24 protein-coding genes are annotated in these 24,166 nt (G+C 42.2%); 9 read left to right on the top strand and 15 right to left on the bottom strand.

The annotated features are described in order from the left end of the window. Positions 1-152: 152 nt before the first annotated feature. Entirely contained in the window at positions 153-1,070 is a 918-nt protein-coding gene (gene cyoE / locus NST79_RS08210; RefSeq protein WP_003232250.1) for a heme o synthase, read from the bottom strand. 354 nt (positions 1,071-1,424) lie between these two features. Here cyoE and ctaA point away from each other — a divergent pair, with 354 nt between their 5' ends. Next, positions 1,425-2,345, top strand: coding sequence for a heme A synthase CtaA (ctaA, locus tag NST79_RS08205; protein ID WP_014476717.1), 921 nt, complete (start codon positions 1,425-1,427; stop codon positions 2,343-2,345). Between the two features lie 408 nt (positions 2,346-2,753). Here ctaA and pyc read toward each other — a convergent pair whose 3' ends face one another. The 4 genes from pyc to glsA form a co-directional block, all read right to left on the bottom strand. Further along, positions 2,754-6,200 carry a pyruvate carboxylase gene (gene pyc, locus NST79_RS08200; RefSeq protein ID WP_116315524.1) on the bottom strand — a complete coding sequence of 1,149 codons (3,447 nt, stop codon included), beginning with the start codon at positions 6,198-6,200 and terminating at the stop codon, positions 2,754-2,756. A 74-nt stretch (positions 6,201-6,274) separates the two neighbouring features. Beyond that, positions 6,275-7,486: an FtsW/RodA/SpoVE family cell cycle protein gene (ftsW, locus tag NST79_RS08195; RefSeq protein WP_212059046.1), complete on the bottom strand. Its 1,212-nt coding sequence runs from the start codon at positions 7,484-7,486 to the stop codon at positions 6,275-6,277. A gap of 205 nt (positions 7,487-7,691) precedes the next feature. Further along, positions 7,692-7,973, bottom strand: a complete 282-nt coding sequence (locus NST79_RS08190; protein ID WP_003245286.1) for a YlaN family protein — start codon at positions 7,971-7,973, stop codon at positions 7,692-7,694. A 97-nt stretch (positions 7,974-8,070) separates the two neighbouring features. Continuing rightward, a complete protein-coding gene (gene glsA / locus NST79_RS08185; protein ID WP_003232263.1) occupies positions 8,071-9,000 on the bottom strand; it encodes a glutaminase A in 930 nt (309 codons plus the stop codon). A gap of 102 nt (positions 9,001-9,102) precedes the next feature. Between glsA and NST79_RS08180 the strand changes: the two genes are divergently transcribed. Beyond that, a complete protein-coding gene (locus NST79_RS08180; RefSeq protein WP_003245279.1) occupies positions 9,103-9,588 on the top strand; it encodes a hypothetical protein in 486 nt (161 codons plus the stop codon). A gap of 2 nt (positions 9,589-9,590) precedes the next feature. Here NST79_RS08180 and NST79_RS08175 read toward each other — a convergent pair whose 3' ends face one another. Beyond that, positions 9,591-10,919 (bottom strand): PhoH family protein, encoded by a 1,329-nt coding sequence (locus tag NST79_RS08175; protein WP_003245272.1) that lies wholly within the window; start codon positions 10,917-10,919, stop codon positions 9,591-9,593. Between the two features lie 154 nt (positions 10,920-11,073). On the opposite strand from NST79_RS08175, the gene NST79_RS08170 reads away from it, so the two are divergent. Then, positions 11,074-11,703 (top strand): YhcN/YlaJ family sporulation lipoprotein, encoded by a 630-nt coding sequence (locus NST79_RS08170; RefSeq protein WP_003232269.1) that lies wholly within the window; start codon positions 11,074-11,076, stop codon positions 11,701-11,703. A gap of 82 nt (positions 11,704-11,785) precedes the next feature. Beyond that, positions 11,786-11,995 (top strand): YlaI family protein, encoded by a 210-nt coding sequence (locus NST79_RS08165; protein WP_003232271.1) that lies wholly within the window; start codon positions 11,786-11,788, stop codon positions 11,993-11,995. Positions 11,996-12,050: 55 nt separating this feature from the next. On the opposite strand, the gene NST79_RS08160 is transcribed toward NST79_RS08165, so the two are convergent. Together NST79_RS08160 and typA are read right to left on the bottom strand one after the other, a co-directional pair. Next, entirely contained in the window at positions 12,051-12,368 is a 318-nt protein-coding gene (locus tag NST79_RS08160; protein ID WP_003232274.1) for a YlaH-like family protein, read from the bottom strand. 56 nt (positions 12,369-12,424) lie between these two features. Beyond that, a complete protein-coding gene (gene typA / locus NST79_RS08155) occupies positions 12,425-14,263 on the bottom strand; it encodes a translational GTPase TypA (RefSeq protein WP_003232278.1) in 1,839 nt (612 codons plus the stop codon). Between the two features lie 112 nt (positions 14,264-14,375). Here typA and NST79_RS08150 point away from each other — a divergent pair, with 112 nt between their 5' ends. After that, positions 14,376-14,564, top strand: a complete 189-nt coding sequence (locus NST79_RS08150) for a YlaF family protein (RefSeq protein WP_014476712.1) — start codon at positions 14,376-14,378, stop codon at positions 14,562-14,564. A gap of 272 nt (positions 14,565-14,836) precedes the next feature. Continuing rightward, complete coding sequence (locus tag NST79_RS08145) at positions 14,837-15,448, top strand: hypothetical protein (RefSeq protein WP_015383573.1); 612 nt, start codon at positions 14,837-14,839, stop codon at positions 15,446-15,448. A 39-nt stretch (positions 15,449-15,487) separates the two neighbouring features. Here the strand turns inward: NST79_RS08145 and sigQ are convergent, their stop codons facing one another. Genes sigQ through NST79_RS08125 form a run of 4 tightly spaced genes read right to left on the bottom strand, consistent with a single transcriptional unit; the run spans position 15,488 to position 18,498 of the window. Then, the gene (sigQ, locus tag NST79_RS08140; RefSeq protein WP_003232283.1) at positions 15,488-15,781 is read right to left on the bottom strand and encodes an anti-SigP sigma factor SigQ; all 294 of its coding nucleotides are present in this window, start codon (positions 15,779-15,781) and stop codon (positions 15,488-15,490) included. Beyond that, positions 15,778-16,299 (bottom strand): RNA polymerase sigma factor YlaC, encoded by a 522-nt coding sequence (ylaC, locus tag NST79_RS08135; protein WP_038430006.1) that lies wholly within the window; start codon positions 16,297-16,299, stop codon positions 15,778-15,780. Before ylaC ends, sigQ begins: the two co-directional genes overlap by 4 nt. Then, positions 16,299-16,568, bottom strand: a complete 270-nt coding sequence (locus NST79_RS08130) for a hypothetical protein (RefSeq protein WP_003232287.1) — start codon at positions 16,566-16,568, stop codon at positions 16,299-16,301. Before NST79_RS08130 ends, ylaC begins: the two co-directional genes overlap by 1 nt. Further along, a complete protein-coding gene (locus NST79_RS08125) occupies positions 16,558-18,498 on the bottom strand; it encodes a hypothetical protein (RefSeq protein ID WP_212059048.1) in 1,941 nt (646 codons plus the stop codon). Before NST79_RS08125 ends, NST79_RS08130 begins: the two co-directional genes overlap by 11 nt. 284 nt (positions 18,499-18,782) lie before the next feature. Here NST79_RS08125 and nprE point away from each other — a divergent pair, with 284 nt between their 5' ends. Both nprE and NST79_RS08115 read left to right on the top strand, forming a co-directional pair. After that, a complete protein-coding gene (gene nprE, locus NST79_RS08120) occupies positions 18,783-20,348 on the top strand; it encodes a neutral metalloprotease NprE (RefSeq protein ID WP_003245026.1) in 1,566 nt (521 codons plus the stop codon). A 351-nt stretch (positions 20,349-20,699) separates the two neighbouring features. Next, the gene (locus tag NST79_RS08115; protein ID WP_212059050.1) at positions 20,700-21,614 is read left to right on the top strand and encodes a class I SAM-dependent methyltransferase; all 915 of its coding nucleotides are present in this window, start codon (positions 20,700-20,702) and stop codon (positions 21,612-21,614) included. Positions 21,615-21,690: 76 nt separating this feature from the next. Here NST79_RS08115 and NST79_RS08110 read toward each other — a convergent pair whose 3' ends face one another. The 3 genes from NST79_RS08110 to NST79_RS08100 form a co-directional block, all read right to left on the bottom strand. Continuing rightward, complete coding sequence (locus tag NST79_RS08110) at positions 21,691-22,119, bottom strand: GNAT family N-acetyltransferase (RefSeq protein ID WP_212059057.1); 429 nt, start codon at positions 22,117-22,119, stop codon at positions 21,691-21,693. A 25-nt stretch (positions 22,120-22,144) separates the two neighbouring features. Beyond that, positions 22,145-22,942 (bottom strand): inositol-1-monophosphatase, encoded by a 798-nt coding sequence (gene suhB / locus NST79_RS08105; protein WP_014476703.1) that lies wholly within the window; start codon positions 22,940-22,942, stop codon positions 22,145-22,147. Positions 22,943-23,081: 139 nt separating this feature from the next. Then, positions 23,082-23,270: a hypothetical protein gene (locus NST79_RS08100; RefSeq protein ID WP_009967148.1), complete on the bottom strand. Its 189-nt coding sequence runs from the start codon at positions 23,268-23,270 to the stop codon at positions 23,082-23,084. A 239-nt stretch (positions 23,271-23,509) separates the two neighbouring features. Between NST79_RS08100 and NST79_RS08095 the strand changes: the two genes are divergently transcribed. Further along, positions 23,510-24,148, top strand: a complete 639-nt coding sequence (locus tag NST79_RS08095) for a YktB family protein (RefSeq protein WP_015252167.1) — start codon at positions 23,510-23,512, stop codon at positions 24,146-24,148. Positions 24,149-24,166 lie beyond the last annotated feature (18 nt).

Below are 24,166 nucleotides of genomic sequence, written 5' to 3'. Positions count from 1 at the left end.
CATTTCCTCTTCTCTTAAATTATGAGTTTTTTTACTCAAAATGCCATCTATGTATAAAAGTAAAGCCGCCTGATTAAACAAGAGGTCAAGGCGGCATTTACTAGTTGTCATCGTTTATTTTGAAGCGATAAAACAAGCATCATATCTATTTTTTAGAAAAGCGTCAAGACAACCATGGCAACGAAATAGATTGTCATGTAGTTAAGCGAGTAAACGAACATCTGCGTTGCCCACTTCATGATATTCTTGGAGCGGAATCCCATTAAGCCAAGAATCAGCCAGCCGATATTTAACAGCAAGCCGAGAATGACAATCGGAAGACCCAGGCTACCAAGGAAAAACGGAAGCGGCATCAGGCACGCAACCCACACAATAATTTGTCTTTTTGTCACTTCAAAACCGTATACGACAGGAAGCATCGGAATATTTGCAGCTCTGTAATCCTCAGTTTTCTTGATAGCCAATGCTAAGAAGTGAGGAATCTGCCAAATAAATAAAATCATGAATAACACCCATGCTACGACACCGATATTCCCTTCCACTGCCGTCCATCCAATAAGCGGCGGCACTGCACCGGAAACGCTTCCTACTACTGTGTTAATCGTATAGCGGCGTTTCGTCCACATTGTGTACAATACAACATACGTAAAGACTCCGATAAAACCGATAACAGCAGCCATGACAGTTGTCATCAGCAGCATGATCAATCCTAAAGCAACCAGCAAAATTCCAGACCATAACGCCTGACTCGGCTGAATTTTACCCGTAACCGTCGGTCTTACTTTCGTACGCTCCATAAGATGGTCAATGTCCCGGTCATACCAGTTATTGATCGCGCAGGAGCCCGCAATAATCAGTGAAGACCCGATTAACGTAAGAAGAACGGTGTTTATATTGCCTAAAAAACTCAAACCGGAAATATGCAGTGCAAGCCACATTCCAGTGAAAGTCGTGATGAGGTTAGAATTGACGATCCCTATTTTAATAAGGGACAGAAAATCTTTCCATGCCGTTGTTTCTTCAATTTGTCCGTCTATAGCTGTATCATTTAAGATTCTGGAGTTAGCCATAACGTAAACCTCCCTTACAAACCTAACGCAGGAGAATAAAATAACCTGCAACTCTATCATACAAGATAACATCTTGTAAAAAAACATCCTATTAAATATTAAACGACAAACAGGAATTTATTTGTGAACTTTTTATGAATTTTACCAAAGATGAAGGCAATCTCCAAATCGGCATTGCGTTTACCTTATTTCTATCAGACCCGGCATGAATAATCAAGTGTACATTTTCCAGAAGCCGTCATTCTATTATATTTTTGTGAACAAAAGGCTCTGGGAATTGCCACAAAACACATATTCGCTTACACTTGGAACGTATATAAAATTGCAGCAGTATGTTGAGAAGGTGAATATTGTATGAATAAAGCATTAAAAGCTCTCGGTGTTCTGACGACATTTGTCATGCTAATTGTTTTAATCGGGGGTGCCCTCGTTACAAAAACAGGTTCCGGCCAAGGATGCGGCAGACAGTGGCCGCTGTGTCACGGCCGTTTTTTCCCTGAACTGAATCCGGCTTCAATTATTGAATGGAGCCACCGATTCGCAAGCGGAATCTCTATTATCCTTGTGCTAAGCCTTGCGTTTTGGTCATGGAGAAAAATCACGCCGATTTTTCGTGAAACAACGTTTCTCGCGATCATGTCAATTATCTTTTTATTTCTTCAGGCATTGCTTGGCGCATTGGCTGTCGTATTCGGTTCGAACGCGCTGATTATGGCGCTTCACTTCGGCATCTCATTAATTTCTTTTGCTTCAGTGCTTATTTTAACATTGCTCATATTTGAAGCTGATAAATCAGTCAGAACACTGGTTAAGCCGCTTCAAATCGGCAAAAAGATGCAATTTCACATGATAGGAATTTTGATATATTCCTATATCGTTGTGTATACAGGCGCATATGTAAGACACACTGAATCAAGCCTGGCATGCCCTGATGTGCCGCTGTGCAGCCCGCTGAACAATGGACTTCCGACCCAATTCCATGAATGGGTGCAAATGGGCCACAGAGCAGCAGCCTTACTGTTATTTGTATGGATTATTGTTGCCGCTGTTCATGCTATTACTTCCTATAAAGATCAAAAACAAATCTTTTGGGGTTGGATCTCATGTCTTATTTTTATTACATTACAGGCACTGTCCGGTATTATGATCGTATACACTGAACTCGCTCTGGGTTTTGCACTTGCCCACTCGTTCTTTATTGCCTGTCTGTTTGGCGTTCTATGCTACTTCTTATTATTGATTGCTCGTTTCCGTTATGAATCCAGGCAATCATAAGGACTCAAGACCAAAGCCTTAGGAGGCTTTGGTCTTTTTTCATGTCTTGTTTTGGCGCTTTATTGTTTCAATGGCCAGCCTTCGCTGAACTTGATGATCAGTGAGCGGCTCACTTCGGTCTGTCCCCTTTCTCATCGTGATTATAGAAATTTCATATGGATCTATAGTCCGCGAACATAAGTATTAAAGCCTTTTGGCCATTGGAAAATCAGATAGTGCTTAAAGAAATATGCATGGACTACTACAAAGCATCTAAAAAATTGGTGGTATACCTCTTTTTATTTTGGGCTTGTGACAGTACTCTATAATCTCTGAAGTCCCCTTATATCTCTTCTAACCATCTGTTTCACTCCACATTTTCTATAAAAAAACAAGAGTGTATATCATTGATATACACTCTTGTTTTTTTTATGCTTTTTCAATTTCGAGAAGCAGATCTCCCGTTTGGATCGGCTCACCATTTTTCACATGAACCTGCATGATTGTTCCTGAGAAAGGCGCCTGAACCGTTGTTTCCATTTTCATCGCTTCATTAATCATCAAATGATCACCTTTATTGACTTTTGTGCCTGCTTCAGCCAATACCTTAATAACTGTTCCAGGCATAGAAGCTGCGATGTGGCTTGGATTTGTCCGGTCTGCTTTCAGCCTTTCCTGAACGGAAGACTTAATGCTTTCATCTTTAATGACTACTTCACGCGGCTGCCCGTTGAGTTCGAAATAAACGACGCGGGTGGCATCAGGCTGAGGCTCACCGATTGAAATCAGCTTAACGATCAGCGTTTTGCCGCGCTCAATTTCAACTTCTATCTCTTCACCTAATGTCATACCGTAGAAGAATGTCGGTGTATCTAATACCGAGATGTCTCCATAGCTTTCTGTCGTTTTCACATAATCAGTGAAGACTTTAGGATAAAGGGCATATGCCACAGCATCCTGATCTGAAATTTCCAAGTTATGCTGCTCTTTAAATTCCTGTTTGATCGCTTCAAATGACACCGGCTCAAGCAGTTCGCCCGGTCTGACTGTAATCGGCTCCTGTCCTTTTAAGATCAGCTTTTGCAGTTTTTCCGGGAATCCGCCATGAGGCTGGCCGATATTTCCTTTGAAAAGCTCCACGACAGAATCAGGGAAATCTAAAGATTCACCTTTTTCGTAAACGTCTTTTTCAGTCAGATTGTTTTGCACCATGTAAAGTGCCATATCTCCGACAACTTTTGAGGAAGGCGTTACCTTGACGATGTCACCGAACATATCGTTCACGCGTCTGTACATTTCCTTGACTTCGTTCCATCGGTCGCCAAGGCCTACTCCCTTGGCCTGCTGCTGCAGGTTGCTGTATTGGCCCCCTGGCATTTCGTGTTCATAAATTTCAGTATGCGGAGACTTCATTCCGCTTTCAAATTCACTATAATATTTACGCACCGACTCCCAATATTGGGACAGCAATTCAACGCCTTGGACATTCATTTCCGGACGGCGGTCGTTGCCTTCCATCGCATGATAAAATCCGCTCGCGCTAGGCTGTGACGTTAATCCCGCCATTGAGCTGACCGCCACGTCTATGATATCAACGCCGGCTTCAACAGCTTTCGCATACATATAAATACCGTTTCCGCTCGTATCATGCGTATGAAGGTGAACCGGAATGTCGATCGTTTCTTTCAACGCAGAAACGAGTTCATATGCAGCCTGCGGTTTTAACAGCCCTGCCATATCTTTAATCCCGAGAATATGGGCTCCGGCCGCCTCAAGCTCCTTCGCCATCGATGTATAATATGCAAGGTCGTACTTCGTCCGGTTCTTGTCAAGGATATCTCCCGTATAACAAATCGCAGCTTCTGCCACTTTGCCGGTATCCCTAACAGCATCAATGGCTAACGTCATCCCTTTTACCCAGTTTAAGCTGTCGAAAATACGAAACACATCAATACCGGATTGAGCTGATTGCTTCACAAATTCTTTAATCACATTGTCCGGATAATTCGTATAGCCGACCGCATTTGATGAGCGAAGCAGCATCTGGAATAAGGTATTCGGCACTTCTTTGCGAAGATCTTCCAAACGCTTCCACGGATCTTCTTTCAGGAATCGGTAGGCTACATCGAAGGTCGCGCCTCCCCACATTTCCATACTGAATAGTTCAGGCCATAACGCAGCCGTCGGATTTGCGATTTTTTTCAAATCATGCGATCTGATTCTAGTTGCCAATAACGATTGGTGGGCATCTCTGAATGTCGTATCAGTTAAAAGGACAGATTTCTGCTCCTTAACCCAATTTGCAAGCCCTTCTGCACCTTTTTCATCAAGAATTTGCTTTGTTCCTCTGGCAGGCTGCTGATCAACGTCTACCTTTACGCTTAACGGTTTGTCAAACGCCGGTTTTTCTTTTTTCCCGATTCCAGGGAAGCCGTTCACTGTCACATTGCCGATGTAAGTGAGCATTTTCGTTCCGCGGTCTTTTTGTTTAGGGAATTTAAATAATTCAGGCGTTGTATCAATGAAAGACGTATCATATTGCCCTGTCAGGAACTTCTCATGTTTTGCAACGTTCTCAAGGAACGGAATGTTCGTTTTTATGCCTCTGATTCTAAACTCCTGAAGGTTTCGCACCATTTTGGCAGCTGCCTGTTCAAACGTTAAAGCCCAAGTTGAAAGCTTAACGAGAAGTGAATCATAGTATGGTGTGATCACGGCGCCCTGGAAGCTGTTTCCGGTATCAAGACGGACACCAAAACCGCCGCCTGAGCGGTAAGCCATGATTTTTCCTGTATCAGGCATGAAATCATTTTGCGGATCCTCAGTCGTAACCCGTGACTGAATGGCATAACCGATTGTAAAAATGTCCTTTTGCTCAGGAATATTTACTTTTTTGCTGTGAAGGCTGTGCCCTTGGGCAACAAGGATCTGAGTTTGAACAATATCGACACCAGTAATCATTTCTGTTATCGTGTGTTCAACTTGTACGCGAGGATTTACTTCAATAAAGTAGAACTCGTTGTTTGCAACAAGGAATTCGACCGTCCCCGCATTTATATAGTTTACATTTTTAGCAAGCGCAACTGCCGCCTCACAAATTTGATCCCTTAATTCAGGTGACAGCGAGACACTCGGCGCCACTTCAATGACCTTTTGATGGCGTCTTTGAACCGAACAATCCCTCTCAAAAAGATGGACGACATTTCCCTGCTTGTCTCCAATGACCTGAACCTCAATATGTTTCGGATTCTCAATTAATTTTTCTACATAAACTTCATCATTGCCAAAGGCTGCTTTCGCCTCTGATTTAGCACGCTCATATGCTTCTTTGACTTCACTTTCAGATCTGACAATCCGCATACCGCGGCCGCCGCCGCCAAGCGAGGCTTTAATGATGATCGGATAACCGTTAGCTTGTCCAAATTGTTCGACGGCTTCAAGCGTTTCGGCAGGACCGTCGCTTCCCGGAATCACGGGGATTCCCGCTTTTTCTGCCTGCTCACGCGCTTTTACCTTGTCACCAAACATATCGAGATGCTCGGATTTTGGACCAATGAATACGATGCCTTCTTCTTCACATCGTCTCGCAAAATGTATATTTTCAGATAAGAAACCGTATCCCGGATGAATTGCATCGACTTTGTTTCTTTTCGCAATATCAATGATACCTTCAATATCCAGATAAGCATCAATCGGTTTTTTCCCTTCACCGACCAAGTATGCTTCATCCGCTTTGTACCGATGGTAGGAACCGGAATCTTCTTTTGAATAGACCGCAACTGTACGAATATTCAACTCGGTACACGCCCGGAATATTCGGATTGCAATTTCTCCCCTGTTTGCTACTAATACTTTTTGTATCGATTGCTGAGACAAACTTTTCTCCCCCTTACCCGAATGGAATATAATCTATCATAGCGGAATATCCTTCCCCTGTACACACTTGTTTTTTACTGATAAACAGTTTTTTTGAGCTGTTTCTTTTTCATTCCCTTCGGAGCCAAGGGCTCTTTCTTTTTCTTATTCTCTGAATATTTCACAAACATGCTGATATTCGCTAATATCCCCATACTCCCCAGCAGCAGCACTAAAGAAGAGCCCCCGTAACTGATAAATGGCAGCGTAACCCCTGTAATCGGAATTAATCCGCTGACACCGCCAAGGTTAATAAACGACTGGATGGCAATCATGCTTGAAATGCCGATCGCCAGAAGACTTCCAAACGGGTCCTCACATTTTCTGGCAATATAAAAACCTTTTATGACGACAAAACCCAATAAGAAAATCACAAACAATACCCCAAAAATGCCGAGCTCTTCAGCAATAACAGCCATAATAAAGTCAGTGTGTGATTCAGGCAGATATCCGTATTTTTGGATACTTTCACCGAGCCCCAGGCCGAAAATGCCGCCTGAGCTGATCGCATAATAAGAATTGATCACTTGCAAACCTGATGAATTTGCATACTTAAATGGGTCTTCAAGACTCTCAAAACGCGCCAAACGGCCTTTAGTTAAAATTTGATCCTGATTTAAATAGAGAATCGGGCTGACTAAAATGAAAACAATTCCGCCGAGCAAAAGCAGCCTCACCAGCGTCTTTCCGCTGAAACCGGAGCACAAGATCATGCACGTCGCAATTAACCCTATAATCATGGCTGTACCGAAATCAGGCTGCATGGCAATTAACCCGCAAATCACAAGCGTCATGACTACCGGAGGGGCTACTCCCGTTAACAGATGGTCGATATAACTTTGTTTTTTTGCATATACGGCTGCAAGGTATAAAATCACGACCAGTTTCACAAACTCCCCCGGCTGAATACTCATTCCGCCGATTTTAAACCAGCTCTGCGCGTTTCCGGCAACATGCCCGAAAACAAACAGTGAGATAAGCGCAAGAATAGATACAAGCAGTATCCCCTTCTGAAACTTTTGATGGGCCAGTACTTTATAAGGAAACAACGCCATGAGAATAAATAGAGCGCCACCCGCAATTAAAGCAAACAGCTGCCGCATGAAGAAAAAATTACTGCTTACTCCATACCGGGAGACAGCCGTAATCATGCTTGAGCTGTATACCATCACTAAACCGAATCCGCATAATAAAACGATTGCGAATATCAGTGAGTAATCATAAGATTTTAGCATTTTTTTTAACATAACATCCTCTTCCCTGCTTCTAACTTCCATTATCTATGGTTTTTATGTATTTATCTTTTTTATTTTACTACAATTTATCAAACGAGACGAAGAATCTCTATACGATTCGGAAGGAATGTGTAAAAAAAGACCGTCTTTTATGAGATGAGAGAAAAATAGCGGTTATAAAAAAACCCAAACTGTTAATAAGTTTGAGTTTTATCATTTATTTAGCTGTAAACGCGTCATGTAAAGCAGACAATTCGCGTTCCAATGTGTATAAAAGGTCTTTACCGTCTTTTTCATCAACCAATCCCAGGCGGACAGCAAAATCGATTTCCCTCGAAAGCCCGAACATTTGAGTATCTAAAACCTCTTCATATAGAGGACATTGAGGCATCGTTAAGTTATCCATTTGTACTCGGATCAGCTTCAAAATCTTCTCAGCGTCAACTTTTAAGAGTTCAAAAGCTTTTTGCCGATGGTCAACTATCATCTCTGAAGCCAAAAGTATCCCTCCGTTCCCCAGGCGAGTACCTAATTCTTCTATTTATCATAAAGGGTATCAACAGAAAATGCAAGAGGATTTAAGCATATGACATAAATTAAAAAATACTCAGCCTGTACATCTCAGACATTATTTCCAAAAGCTTTACACCTGCAATGCTGTTCCCTTTTTCGTCTAATGCGGGGCCGAATATGCCGATCCCGAAATCGTAAGGCGAAATGCCCATAATCCCGCCGGATACGCCGCTTTTCGCAGGAATTCCGACCTTAATTGCGAATTCCCCGCTTGCATTATACATTCCGCACGTCACCATAAATGTTTTGCAAATTCTAGCGACATCTTTTGAGATGACTTGCTCCCCAGTCTCTGGATGTCTCCCGTTCAATGCAAATACAGATCCGATTTTCGCTAAATCCAAGCTGTTCATCTCAATCGCGCATTGCTTCGTGTATAAATCCATTACTGCCTCTACATCATCTTCAAAAATGCCGTACTGCTTCATATAATAACACATCGCCCGATTAATCATTGAAGTGCTGTATTCAGATTCAGCCACTTCCCGGCAGTATGTAATCTCTTGGTTGTTTGTCAGCCTTCTGATAAAAGAAAGCAAATAATCAAGTCTCTCTTTCACCGTTCTTCCTCTTATCAGACTTGTCACTACCAATGCCCCTGCATTAATCATAGGGTTTAACGGCTTGCTCGGATTCACCGTTTCGAGCTTTATAATTGAATTAAACGGATCACCGGTCGGCTCCTGTCCAACATAACTGAAGACCTTATCTTTGCCGTATTCCATTAATACCAAAGCAAGGGAAAGGACTTTCGATATACTTTGAAGCGTAAATGTTTTTTCTACGTCACCTGCTGACAGACAAACATTATTGGAATAATAAATCGCCACTGACAGGTCGTGTTTATCAGCTTTTGCCAAGGCGGGAATATAGCTGGCTACCTCCCCCTTGTCCGTTACTTTTTTCGCCTTTTTCACTAAGGCTTCAAGCTCATCATTATGCCGGCATACCATGCAAACACCCTCGTTCCCTCAGCATTTCAATACACATAATTTGTACACAAAGTGACAATTCATGCGAAAACTTTTATAATTTTGAGAGAAGGGGGTCATATCATGAGCGTTATCCAAGTAAAAGGCAATGTTACATATCCAATTACCATTGATCCAAGCGTATGGATTTTTGATGATCGCAAATTTTCGTTTGACCGCAAAGGGGACAGTCAAGACACATATTTACAATCAGCCGGGGATGAATCAGACCTTGATCCGGAACGCGTCATCAGAGAGGGGCGAATCGCGCCGCCTACATTAAAGACGGAAAAGCAATATGAGAAGCAAAAACTGATGAACGGCAGTTTCGCAATGAGACTTGGGACTGTCCTGAAAAATGCTGAGCCGAACAGCTCTGCGACACAATGTGTATTTGTCACAAGTTCGGGAAAGGCCGCCGTTTCTCTGGAAACCGCTCTGAACAGTATTGTCCATTTCAGTGAGGCAGGCAAGCCGATTCAAGAAGGCGGCCCCGTGCATATTTACTTTGAAGACCCGGTTCATCACAAACAGCCGATTACCGATGTAAAAGAGATCGAAATCATTTAATGTTACAGCAAATCAGCTGCGAGCTGGGCGAGACCTGATCTCTCACCTTTTAACAGCTTCACGCTGCCTGAGATGGGTTGTCCTTTAAACCGCTCAACCACATAGGCCAAACCATTGTTCAGACTGTCTAAATATGGGTGATCAATTTGTTCAGGGTCACCCATTAAGACAATTTTACTGCCTTCACCGACTCTCGTCAGCAACGTTTTCACCTCATGCCTGGTCAAATTTTGCGCTTCATCAATGATAATAAATTGATCTGGAATGCTTCTCCCTCTGATATAAGTCAGCGCCTCTACCTGAATTGAGCCAATTCCCGCCAAAATAGCATCAAGCTCCCCTGGTTTTTTCGCATTAAACAGAAACTCTAAGTTGTCAAAAATCGGCTGCATCCAAGGCTTTAGCTTTTCCTCTTTTTCGCCTGGCAAATACCCGATGTCCTTGCCAACAGGAACAATCGGCCTTGCGACGACCAGCTTTTTGTATATTCCCAAGTCTTCTGTCTGTAATAGCCCTGCCGCCAAAGCTAAGAGCGTTTTGCCGGTTCCCGCTTTGCCGATCAGGGTGACAAGCGGAATATCTTCCCGCAGCAAAAGCTCTAATGCCATTGTCTGCTGTACATTTTTCGGCCTGATTCCCCATATATGTTCATCATCAAATACGAGTCTTTTTAATACCGTTCCGGTTTTATCTGCAATTCCGACTGCCGAGGAGGATCCTCCTAGCTCATCCTTCATTAAAGCAAACTGATTCGGATAAAACGCATGCTGTTTCACATCGTTTACTGAAATTTGATTTTTTCCGTAAAAAGAGCTGAACAGCTGCTGGCTGATATATAAATCTTTATAGCCGCTGTACATTTCATCATTGTCCACAACCCGGTCATTCAAGAAATCTTCAGCAAGCAGTCCGATTGCGTCGGCTTTAACCCTGACCAGTACATCCTTACTGACGAGGATAACCGGCCTGCCATTTTCCTTGGTTTCTTCCTCGAGGCTTAAGTTTTTCGCAACGGCTAATATGCGATTATCGTTCGTCTTTTCAATAAAGATCTCTTGCAGCTGGTGAAACGAACGATGATTCAGTTCAATTCTCAGTGTGCCGCCGGTGTCAAGCGGTACATGCTCATGCAGCCTGCCCTTTTGTCTTAGCGCATCGATTAGCTTAGATACGTGCCTTGCATTCCTCCCAACTTCGTCCATATACCGTTTTTTTGAATCAACCTCTTCTAAAACGACAGCAGGGATGACAACCTCATTTTCTTCAAAAGAAAATATCGCGTTAGGATCCTGTAATAACACATTCGTATCTAACACATAAATTTTACTCAAGTCTCAGCCTCCTGATATAAGGGTCAAAGTTCTTCCTGCTTCTCTTTTGATGAAAAAGGTGAATGCCTGCTAAAATATATGTTTTTGTGCATAAAGATAGAAGGTTAATTCAACAATAAAATTAATGAAAGCATTTTAAGGAGGGAACCCGCAAGTGCGAATTCTTTTCATTATCATACAGCTGACACTTATCCTGTCCGCTTGTGCCTATCAACAAGGAAAACAGGGTCAGAATGTTGAAAAAGAATCAACAAGACAGCAGGAGACTAAACCGATTCACGTAAAGGACACAACTCAAGAAACAAAAGACAATGGAACAAGAACCGATATTGCCAAGCATCTTGTCAGCGTTGCTGAAAAAAACCCCGACGTCAAGGATGCAACAGCCGTTGTGCTGGGAGGCTATGCTGTTGTTGGGATTGATGTCGATGATACTTTGGACAGAAGCAAAGTGGAAACCATTAAATATTCTGTAGCTCAGGCGCTAAAGAATGATCGATATGGCGCAAACGCAGTGGTCATTGCTGATCCCGATACGGTCAGCCGCCTTCGTGAAATGAGCAGAGAAATCAGCGAAGGCCATCCGGTAACAGGCATACTGGATGAATTAGCTGCAATTGTCGGCCGAGTGCTTCCCGAAGTGCCTAACGATGTGATTGACAATGAAGACGAACCGCAAACAAAGCAGCAAAATGACCAATTAAATAGAAAACAGCAGCAGGAAATGGAGAAGGAGCAAAACGATCAATCTGATCATCATATGAAAAAGAACAACAATGACTAAGCTATAGCCTTGCGCTTTAGCTTTTTCTTATTTTGGACAGCTTCTGATCCGTGCTATAATACATGTTAGTGAAAGAGGTGATATGATGAGGGTCAAATGTTCTATTTGCGATAAAATTGAAACAATTGATGATGATACCCTGATCGCGAAACGGCTTCGAAACCGCCCGATCCATACATATATGTGCCAGGAATGCCACGATCGGATTGCCAAAAAAACAGAGGAACGGCTGAAAACGGGAAAATTTACTTTTCACCCCGGACAGCAGAAAAAAGAAAAAGTCAAAAAATAAAGCGGCCGCTTAACCATACAGAACACAAAAAAGACTCAGCTTTCAGCTGAGTCTTTTATGATTTTGCAGACTGTCCTTTTTTCGACTGATACAGCCGGATTTTGTAAATGATTAAAATCAGCGCAGCGACGACCAATCCTTCTGCCACGGGCAAAAACACCCCTAAAAAAGTCAAAACAGTGCAGCCCAACGCCAAAAATACATACACCACTGCAGATTTTAATACAGGAAGCCGTTTAGCAAATCCAAGCTTAAATACAATAACGGCCAACACAAAAATCGTGCCGTACAGCAGCCACATGCCTGCCGCAGGCTGCCGGTCTACTTGATATAGAGCGGCGAAGAACGACAGACGTTCGCTTACGTCATTCAAAAAGATTCCCTCCCCTGTAAACGTACGGGTTCTATCTTTTCAAATTCTGCACGAGATTAAGACAATCCTGCTGTTTTTTTCTTTTTAGCTGCTTTTTCACGTTCGTTCTTATTGAGGATCTTCTTTCTTAAACGGATGGATTCAGGTGTTACTTCACAATATTCATCTTCGTTTAAGTACTCTAGAGACTCCTCAAGAGACATGATGCGCGCTTTTTTAATTGTAGTTGTCTGATCCTTTGTCGCGGAACGGACGTTTGTTTGCTGTTTCATTTTGCTGACGTTAACAACAAGGTCATTGTCACGGTTATGCTCTCCAACGATCATTCCTTCGTATACTTCAGTACCCGGCTCAACGAAGATGACACCGCGGTCTTCAATTCCTTGAATACCGTATGATGTTGCTTTTCCGTTTTCCATTGACACAAGTACACCTTGACGGCGTCCGCCGACTTGGCCCGCCTGCATTGGCTGGTAGCTGTCAAACGTATGGTTCAAAATACCGAATCCGCGTGTTAATGATAGGAATTCTGTAGAGTAACCGATCAATCCGCGGGAAGGAACTGTAAAGATGAGACGGACTTGGCCGTTTCCGTTGTTGATCATATCAACCATTTCGCCTTTGCGGGCACCCATTGATTCCATGACAGAGCCAGTATGCTCTTCAGGAACATCAATTTGCACACGTTCAACAGGCTCACAGCGTACGCCGTCGATTTCTTTGATAATAACTTCAGGTTTTGACACTTGAAGTTCATAGCCCTCACGGCGCATATTTTCAATTAAAATTGACAAGTGCAGCTCACCGCGTCCTGAAACAACCCAAGCATCAGGAGAAGCTGTTGGCTCAACACGCAAGCTCACATCCGTCTGAAGCTGTGATTGAAGACGCTCTTCGATTTTGCGGGCCGTTACATATTTGCCTTCACGGCCTGCAAACGGACTGTTATTCACGACAAATGTCATTTGAAGTGTCGGCTCATCAATTCGAAGCACTGGAAGCGGATCTTGATGGTCTACAGGACATACCGTTTCACCAACGTTGATATCTTCCATCCCGGAAACCGCAACGAGGTCTCCCGCTTTTGCTTCTTCAATTTCCACACGCTTTAAGCCTTGGAAACCAAAAATCTTTGTAACACGGAATGACTTTGCCGTTCCGTCAAGCTTCATAAGAGAAACCTGCTGTCCGACTTTCATTGTGCCGCGGAATACGCGTCCGATTCCGATACGGCCTACATAGTCGTTGTAGTCAAGAAGGGCAACTTGGAATTGAAGCGGCTCCTCTGCATTATCAACAGGTGCCGGAACATGCTTAATAATGGTTTCATATAAAGCTTCCATGTTTTCATCCTGTTGTTTCGGATCAAGACTCGCTGTTCCATTAATCGCGGAAGCATATACCACTGGGAACTCAAGCTGCTCTTCATTAGCATCAAGCTCAATGAACAGATCCAGAACTTCATCGATAACTTCCTCTGGACGAGCAAAGTCACGGTCAATTTTGTTTACAACAACAACAGGGTTCAGGTTTTGCTCAAGAGCTTTTTTCAGAACAAAACGAGTTTGAGGCATACAGCCTTCATATGCGTCAACGACAAGCACTACGCCGTCAACCATTTTCATAATCCGTTCTACTTCTCCCCCAAAGTCTGCGTGTCCAGGGGTGTCCAAAATATTGATACGTGTATCTTTATAGTTAATCGCAGTATTTTTCGCCAATATTGTAATGCCGCGTTCGCGTTCAAGATCATTAGAGTCCATTGCGCGTTCAGCAACCTGTTCGTTGGCACGGAACGTACCAGCCTGATGTAAAAGCTGATCGACTAAAGTCGTTTTCCCATGGTCAACGTGGGCAATAATCGCGATGTTGCGAAGATCATTTCGAAGTTTCACTTTTTCATCTCCTAAAAAAATTAGATAACTTTCATATTATACCACACATCCTCTTTAAAAGCGTCACGTTTTTCAGTAAACTTAATATAAGACGTAAAAGGGGATGGAAAATATGAAAAAAATGAATTGGCTTTTACTATTATTTGCATTTGCAGCGGTTTTCAGCATTATGCTGATCGGCGTCTTTATCGCTGAAAAAAGCGCTATTGGCATCATCGCCAGCATTGTACTTGTTTGCGCTGTCATGGGCGGCGGATTTACATTAAAAAAGAAAATGCGCGAACAAGGCTTGCTTGATTAAAAGCATTGCCCCGCCGGCGACATTGTAATCAAAAAACACCGCAAAGATAGCGGTGTTTTCCATTTCTTTAAGCCTTATCTCCCCTGTTTCTTAGTCAGGAAGATGCAAATCATCCTTCATACATAGACAAACGTTCTAACGATCACACGTGCAGCCTTCAAAAAGTAGTTCGGCAACGATACACATAAAATACCATAGCGCCTATTCCTCCACCGGAAACTACTCCCTATAATGGAATTTGTAGCACAATTCATAAAAGGGAGAGAAGAAACATGAAGAAAACATTTGTAAAAAAAGCTATGTTAACGACTGCCGCAATGACATCAGCTGCTCTATTAACGTTCGGTCCTGATGCAGCCAGCGCAAAAACACTGGTTGATAACACTGCTGTTCAACTCCAGCATCAGGCGAGCACTAACGAAGATCTCAATACATTCATTGATATATTAAATCAATGTATATACGAACAAGACGGTGTATATTATTTTGACAGCGAAAAAGCTGTCGAGTTAGGAATGACAAAAGAAGAGGCTCAGGTAATTGCTACACTCTGGGAATCGACATCAGAATTTTTCAGCATTGTTTCACAATGTGTGTATCTCGAGGATGGAAATTACAAATTTGATACAGAAAAAGCAGTTGAACTTGGCTTCACAGAAAAAGAAGCACTTGCACTTGAACAATTTTTCTCCGCTGTTTCTCTCAAGATTCACATTCTTCAAGCAGCCATTGTGCTACAAGATGATGTGTACAGCTATGATAAAGACGCAGCGCTACAAGCAGGTGCAACGCCACTGCAAGCTGACGTTTATGAAAAACTCTTCAGTGCCCTGTCACAAGAACAGCTTGCCGCTATTTACGATATGATTCATCCCCAGGCTTAATGTAAAAAAGCGCTTGCCGGAATCGGACAAGCGCTTTTTTTATATCAGCAGTTTGATGATCAGCATCATGGCAACCGCCGCTCCAAACCAGCAGGCAGCTTTCATGATCAGTAATCCATAGTACCTCTGTTTAAAACGCAGTTCTTCTTCCGGCAGATAAGCCTCCTCAACGGCCTGTTCGCTTTCCAATTCAAATGGCTCAGCCATCGTGTCATACATGTCTCTGCAGCTGCTGCACATTTTTAAATGCTCTTCTATAACGTGTTCCGTTTCTCTTTTACAATCACCTTCAAGATACAGAGGAAGCAGGTCTCTTACTAGAAAGCAGGTCATATCCGCTCCTCCTCTCTACTTTTCGTCATGTTTTTCTTTAGCTCTAATCTAGCCCGGTGCAATGTGGTTTTCACCTTAGAAAGACTCCATCCTAATATCTCAGCGATTTCTTCATAAGAAAGCTCTTGGAATTCTCTTAAAATCAAAACGGATTGATGCTGATCTTTTAACTTCAGGAGCTCCTGCCGCAGTGTTTCGCTTTTCACCGTCCGTGACAGATACTGTTCAGGCTGGTCATAAGTTGTTTGCGTTAACCCTTCATTTTTGCTGATTTCAGTAAATTGGTATTTGACATCCCTTCGGTACCAATTGATAAAGGTATGATGCGCAATGGTGTAGAGCCATGTTCTGATGGAAGAATGCCCCCTAAACGAAGCCAGACCATTAAGAGCTTTTACAAACGTGTCCTGCGCTAAGTCCTTGGCTGTTTCAAGATGATGAGTCCTTCTGAATAAATAATTTAAAATTTCTTGATAATACTGCCGATACAAGTCCTCAATGGAATCCCTATGCTTCATTAAAAGTAAAACCACACCGTCATCCAAATGGCCAATAAAATGAAACAGATATACATGGAAGACAGGTATACTTTCATATATCTGATTTGGCTTTCTTCTTCAGCACCGGGACTTCTCTTTAAACAAGTTTTACTCTTTAAGTCTTCCGCATTCTTTTGAAATAGGGATTCATGCTGTTTCATCCATTCCATTGATTCATCCTCTAGCTCTCCTTCTTTATACAGGTCGTATAAGTCTACAAAAACAGACTCTTTTTCTTTATGATTCATAAAGACTTTTCACCTCTTGTGTTTCTCCATCCACTACATAGGCATCATGGCGATTTGAACCAAACGGCTGAATAATGATCAGCCATGCATAATGCCGTTCATCCCCTCTTTGAACGATAATCGGACGCATACGCTTTTTGTAAATAACATCCTGATATAGAGAAGCTACCTTTTCGTAAGCCAATGTTCCATTACGATACGTATAAGGGAATGACTGATCAGGTGTATCGCTGTATACATAAACGTTTAGCTGACCTTGATCTTCAAAAAACTCATATGTTTTAGAAGAATCAGTATACATCACCATGTCACCCTGACTGCTTTTTTTCTTCTTTTCTGATCCACGAGCATCGAAGATCGATAATATCTGATGCTGCATCCGGCTGTTAGCCATTGAGATATTCTTTTTCATCGGAAGCGAAAGACTATGTAAACAACCTGATTCGCCCTCAAATTCCAAAACAATTCCACCTTTTGTTTCCACTCTCACCATGCTTCCGAGCAGGCTATTGCTTTCAATATCAGTGATCTGATAAGGCTGTTTTGAGATGTTCAGCGCTGTAAACATTTGTTCCACTTTGTCTTGAATGTCTTGTTCCGTTATATGAACATGCAGAAGAGAGTCAAGCTGGTAAATCGATGGATCTTCACTAAAACCCATTAAGGTTTCCTTTTCCCAATAAAATACCGCGCCATCATCAGCATGATCTTTTTTATGAAGCTGGTTTTTCAGGTATATACGTACGACTGTCTGGCCGTCCTCATTTGATACCTTTGTTTCGATATGATCCTTATGTAACACACGTCCGTGTCGCTCAAGGAAAGCGATGGACTTCCGCTTGTACTCCTGATTCGTTAGCTTTTTCCCATGTGCTTTTTGTAAGTATTCATAATTACGAATCAGCTGCGATACTTCATCTACCTCAGCTTTGTAACCTTTGCTTTCAAATGAGTAGAAATAATGCACATCCATGTTTGTATCATGCAAATAAAGTGTTTCATCCGTAGGAAAAAATGACTTTAGTATCTGTTCCGCTTTTTCTGATGAAATGTGCTCCCCGACAAAATTGAATGAATCATGGACATTTGCTGGCTTTGATACAGCGAAAGCAGTCGTTCCTATGTTATATATCGGATTTAACAGCAGGACAAAAAACACCAGGACAGCCATCGTCACCCACTTATTCACACGCACATAAACCTTTCCTGACTTTTGGAACAGATGATAGCTCATCAAAAATCCCGCCATTGCCAAATAAATCGTATATGGCATTACTGCACCATAATCTTTTGAGATTTGATTGGGATATGGCGCAAGCAGCAAGACAAGCAGTCCGATAATCAGCGTATAAAATAAGCCTAGTAAGATCTTATCCGTTCTCCAATACAGCTTGAAAAACACTACATTCAACGCAATGGGAAGAGTGATGATGAAAAACAGAAACACGAATGCAATCGGCTCCATCCCATCCGGGTATTCCTTCCAATACGAAAAGAAACTAAAAATCATTTGTACGATCGGCAAACTGACAACGGCAAGGTCGAACGTATAAAACTTACCCTTTCCGCCATGATCACGCGGCATCAGCATATAGTGAAAAGCCGTCAGCAGCACATATCCGTATAACAAAAAATGCAGCAGCGGCAGCAGTTCTTTTCCGTCCTCTCTTAAGTAAGCGCTGGTGAAGTTTGTTGATTGCACCTGGTGAATAAGTTCAACAGACACTCCCGCCAGCAGCACAATCCGCAATATAACACCCGCCAAGAACATTGTGCGCTGCCGGTTTATTTTGGGATGATGCACCAAAAGATATAAGCCCGCCAGAACAACAATTGACCATTGAATCAGCAGGGTGCTTTGTCTGCTTAATATAAAATAACGTTCGAAATGCAATACATAATGACTGAATAACTCCAACACGAACAACAATCCTTTACTTCTTATTAAGGCCTCATTCGGTTAGACAGCGGACTTTTCAAAAAGTTTCAAGTTGAAACAAAAATATCTCATCTTCCCCTTGATATGTAAAAAACATAACTCTTGAGTGAACCGTCACATGACACTTGACTCATCTTGATATTATTCAACAAAAACAAACACAGGACAATACTATCAATTTTGTCTAGTTATGTTAGTTTTTGTTGAGTATTCCAGAATGCTAGTTTAATATAACAATATAAAGTTTTCAGTATTTTCAAAAAGGGGGATTTATTGTGGGTTTAGGTAAGAAATTGTCTGTTGCTGTCGCTGCTTCGTTTATGAGTTTATCAATCAGCCTGCCAGGTGTTCAGGCTGCTGAAGGTCATCAGCTTAAAGAGAATCAAACAAATTTCCTCTCCAAAAACGCGATTGCGCAATCAGAACTCTCTGCACCAAATGACAAGGCTGTCAAGCAGTTTTTGAAAAAGAACAGCAACATTTTTAAAGGTGACCCTTCCAAAAGGCTGAAGCTTGTTGAAAGCACGACTGATGCCCTTGGATACAAGCACTTTCGATATGCGCCTGTCGTTAACGGAGTGCCAATTAAAGATTCGCAAGTGATCGTTCACGTCGATAAATCCGATAATGTCTATGCGGTCAATGGTGAATTACACAATCAATCTGCTGCAAAAACAGATAACAGCCAAAAAGTCTCTTCCGAAAAAGCGCTGGCACTCGCTTTCAAAGCTATCGGCAAATCACCAGACGCTGTTTCTAACGGAGCGGCCAAAAACAGCAATAAAGCCGAATTAAAAGCGATAGAAACAAAAGACGGCAGCTATCGTCTTGCTTACGACGTGACGATTCGCTATGTCGAGCCTGAACCTGCAAACTGGGAAGTCTTAGTTGACGCCGAAACAGGCAGCATTTTAAAACAGCAAAATAAAGTAGAACATGCCGCCGCCACTGGAAGCGGAACAACTCTAAAGGGCGCAACTGTTCCTTTGAACATCTCTTATGAAGGCGGAAAATATGTTCTAAGAGATCTTTCAAAACCAACAGGCACCCAAATCATCACATATGATTTACAAAACAGACAAAGCCGCCTTCCGGGCACGCTTGTCTCAAGCACAACGAAAACATTTACATCTTCATCACAGCGGGCAGCCGTTGACGCACACTATAACCTCGGTAAAGTGTACGATTATTTTTATTCAAACTTTAAACGAAACAGCTATGATAACAAAGGCAGTAAAATCGTTTCTTCCGTTCACTACGGCACTCAATACAATAACGCTGCATGGACAGGAGACCAGATGATTTACGGTGATGGCGACGGTTCATTCTTCTCTCCGCTTTCCGGCTCATTAGATGTGACAGCGCATGAAATGACACATGGCGTCACCCAAGAAACAGCCAACTTGATTTATGAAAATCAGCCAGGTGCATTAAACGAGTCTTTCTCTGACGTATTCGGGTATTTTAACGATACAGAAGACTGGGACATCGGTGAAGACATTACGGTCAGCCAGCCTGCTCTTCGCAGCCTGTCCAACCCTACAAAATACAACCAGCCTGACAATTACGCCAATTACCGAAACCTTCCAAACACAGATGAAGGCGATTATGGCGGTGTACACACAAACAGCGGAATTCCAAACAAAGCCGCTTACAACACCATCACAAAACTTGGTGTATCTAAATCACAGCAAATCTATTACCGTGCGTTAACAACGTACCTCACGCCTTCTTCCACGTTCAAAGATGCCAAGGCAGCTCTCATTCAGTCTGCCCGTGACCTCTACGGCTCAACTGATGCCGCTAAAGTTGAAGCAGCCTGGAATGCTGTTGGATTGTAATATTAGAAAAAGCCTGAGATCCCTCAGGCTTTTATTGTTACATATCTTGATTTCTCTCTCAGCTGAAACGACGAAAAGATGCTGCCATGAGACAGAAAACCGCTCCTGATTTGCCAAAAGAGGGATGCAGCCGCAAGTACGCATTTTATAAAAGCTAATGATTCAGTCCACATAATTGATAGACGAATTCTGCTACAGGTCACGTGGCTATGTGAAGGATCGCGCGTCCAGTTAAGAGCAAAAACATTGACAAAAAAATTTATTTATGCTAAAATTTACTATTAATATATTTGTATGTATAATAAGATTCTCCTGGCCAGGGGAATCTTATTTTTTGTGGAGGATCATTTCATGAGGAAAAATGAGTCCAGCTTAACGTCTTTGATTTCAGCGTTTGCCCGTGCTTATCACAGCAAATATGACACACCTCCTATTTTTGATGATTTTATCGCAAAAGATCTCATTAACGAAAAAGAGTTTATCGACATCAGTAAAAATATGATTCAAGGAATATCGTTTTTCAACAAAGAGATCGCCGAACGTCTTCAAAATGATCCTGAAAAAATATTAAAATGGGTTGCACAAATCCAGCTGTCTCCCACGCCCCTAGCACGTGCTTCTTATTGTGAAAAAGTCTTGCACAACGAATTAATCCTGGGGGCAAAACAGTATGTCATTCTTGGAGCGGGGCTGGATACTTTCTGCTTTCGGCATCCAGAATTAGAAAACAGCTTACAGGTTTTCGAGGTTGATCATCCGGCTACACAGCAATTCAAAAAAAATAAGCTGAAGGATGCAAATCTGACAATTCCGGGTCATCTTCATTTTGTTCCTATGGATTTCACCAAAACGTTTTCGTATGATCCTCTCTTAGATGAAGGATTTAAAAACACAAAAACATTCTTCAGCCTTCTCGGAGTGTCTTATTATGTAACACGGGAAGAAAATGCAAGCTTGATCAGCAATTTATTTTCTCATGTCCCGCCTGGAAGCTCTATTGTTTTTGATTATGCGGACGAAACACTTTTTACAGCAAAAGGGACGTCGAATCGAGTTGAACATATGGTGAAGATGGCTGCCGCAAGCGGGGAACCGATGAAATCATGTTTCACTTATCAAGAGATTGAACATTTGTTAGAGTCATCTGGTTTACTGATCTATGAACATCTATCACCAGACGACATTAATGACCTTTTCTTTAGTAATCGAAAAGACAATTTGTCAGCGTTTGAAACGATTCATTATATTCATGCGGTAAAAAAATAATTTTCAAATCATCAGAAGCCTCTCAATGTTTGAGAGGCTTTTATTGAATCCGCATGCAGCAAATAAGCTGCCGTTATCATACGGCAGCTTCTGATAAAGGCTTCACCAGGATCATAAATGATTTGCCTTTCTCATCTTTTTCCGTTTTCAGCTGTTCAAAGCCGCATTGGCTTAAAAACAGTATCCATTCCGTGCGCTCAATGGGAACTCCCGCAAACATCGCTTTATGTTTCGCTCTAAGCAATTTGCTGATCTGTTCAATGATCATCTTCGCATGCCCCTTTTTTTCTTCAACCGGGTCAATCAGGACCGTTCCGAGCCACGGCTTACCGTTTGAAGGAGACCACTCGAGATGGTAGCTGACGGCAACAGGCATACCGTCTTTTTCCCATACAAGCCATGAACCGTTGTACATGGAGTAGGAAATGATATAGTCTTCTGCATCTTTATCTCCAAACTCCTCCTCTTTCCATACAGGATGAGCCTCCGCGAGCTTTTCTAACAAGCTGAGATCATCCTGCTCAAATGGCCTACTTCCCAGCATGAAGATACTCTTCAAATATCGTTTTATGTATAGATGGATTTCCGGCTAGCACACTGTGGTTTTCTAAAAAGGTAAACGGCTCTCCTTCAATGGTCGTATAGATGCCTCCTACTTCATTTAACAGCACACAGCCGGCTGCGTAGTCCCATGGCGCAAGCCGCATCGTGATGTAAGCATCTATTCTTCCTGCCGCGACATTTGCCAGCTCTAAAGCGGCAGAACCGTAGGAACGTGTGCCTCTGACTCTTTTCACAAGTGGCGCTAACACACTTTGATCAATTCTTCTGTTTTCCGTTACCCATGTTGCATTAATGGCAAGTATCGCTTCTTCAATGACGGTTTCTTTTAATGGAGCCAGCTTCGTTTCATTCATATAAGCTCCTCTGCCGCTAAATGCGTGATACAACTCATCGTGCACCACATCATAAATTAAACCGATTTTCCCTTCACCGTTTTCAAAAATCCCAATGGAAATCGCAAAATTTCTTTGCTGGTGCACAAAATTCATCGTCCCATCAATCGGATCAATAATCCATACGACTCCCTCAAGTGAGTGGATTTTGTCTCCTTGCCCCTCTTCACCGAGTATCCGATGTCCCGGAAATGTTTCTTGAATTCGATCAATGAAAAACTTTTCGGTTTCTTTGTCAATATTGGTGACTAAATCATTCGGATTTGATTTCGTTTCAATTGTCAGGCTTTCATGCATGGATTGTTTAATTCTCGCGCCTGCCTCTCTTATCCATTTCTTTGCAATCTCATCGATTTCCGTCCAATTTGTCATTCGTTCGTACCTCTCTTCTATGTAGACCTTTTATTTTATAGGATACTGATAACGGCAATGAAAAAGCAAGGAAAATGAAAAATATCCCTTCTCACGTAAAAACGAACCATTCATGCGGTTCGTTTTCACTATCGCTTTTTTACCCGTTAAGACGAATCCATTCTTTTCTAAGTCGCTCAAGTTTGTTTTTGCTTTGTTCAATCTGCTCTTCATTTTCTTTCTGCATTGCTTCATATAGGGTTGCCAATTCATAATCAACCTCTAGTCTCCAGACAGCAACACGATTGTTTTTCTCTTCCTTAAATCCCTCTTTTACAACTTGCCTCATTGTCTTTCGCCCCTTCCAGAGATCATTTGTTTGTAAAAAAGCATCCCATTTTGCCATTCAACAATGATTACTTCTTATATCGTATGATTGTTCTATTTACGCGCAACATGATTCTGAAAATTGTGTGTTTACCTACTCGTTTATTACCACATTTCCCCTTACTTCAAACGCGCTCAATCTTTTTGAAGCTCGTATGAACTGTGATAAAATATGTATACTTAGCATGAAGGAGGAAAATCATGACACAAATGCGTTTCACTGAAGAAGACTTTAACACATTTACAATAGAAGGCTTAGACGCGCGCATGGAAGTATTAAAAGAGACGGTCCGTCCGAAGCTTACAGCTCTAGGCGAACATTTTGCCCCAACTTTATCAGCTTTAACCGGAGATGAAATGTTTCCGCATGTGGCGAAGCACGCAAGAAGATCCGTCAATCCCCCGGCTGACAGCTGGGTGGCGTTCGCAAACAGCAAAAGAGGCTATAAAAAACTGCCGCATTTCCAAATTGGTTTATGGGAAAGCCACGTCTTTGTGTGGTTCGCGATTATTTATGAATCCCCTATCAAAGAAGAATACGGCAAATTGCTTGAAGTGAACCAAGAAACCATTACGAAAAATATCCCTGACAGCTTCGTTTGGTCTGCAGATCACACAAAACCGGGCGTACATAAACAGTCTGAAATGGACAAGGAACAACTGAAGACACTGTTTGAGCGTTTGCAGACTGTAAAGAAAGCTGAGCTGTTATGCGGCATCCAGCTCCAAAAAGAAGAAGTGCTGAATATGAATAACCAGGAATTCCTTCAGCGTATCGACGATGCCTTTAAGCAGCTTGCTTTTCTGTACCGTCTCACCCAAAAAGTATCACAAGCATAAAAAAGAGCCGGGATATCC

Source organism: Bacillus sp. PS196 (assembly GCF_037963555.1).
In the GTDB taxonomy this organism is placed as follows: domain Bacteria; phylum Bacillota; class Bacilli; order Bacillales; family Bacillaceae; genus Bacillus; species Bacillus subtilis.
The sequence above is the reverse complement of the archived record's forward strand: the minus strand, read 5'-3'. Positions and strand labels throughout refer to the sequence as shown.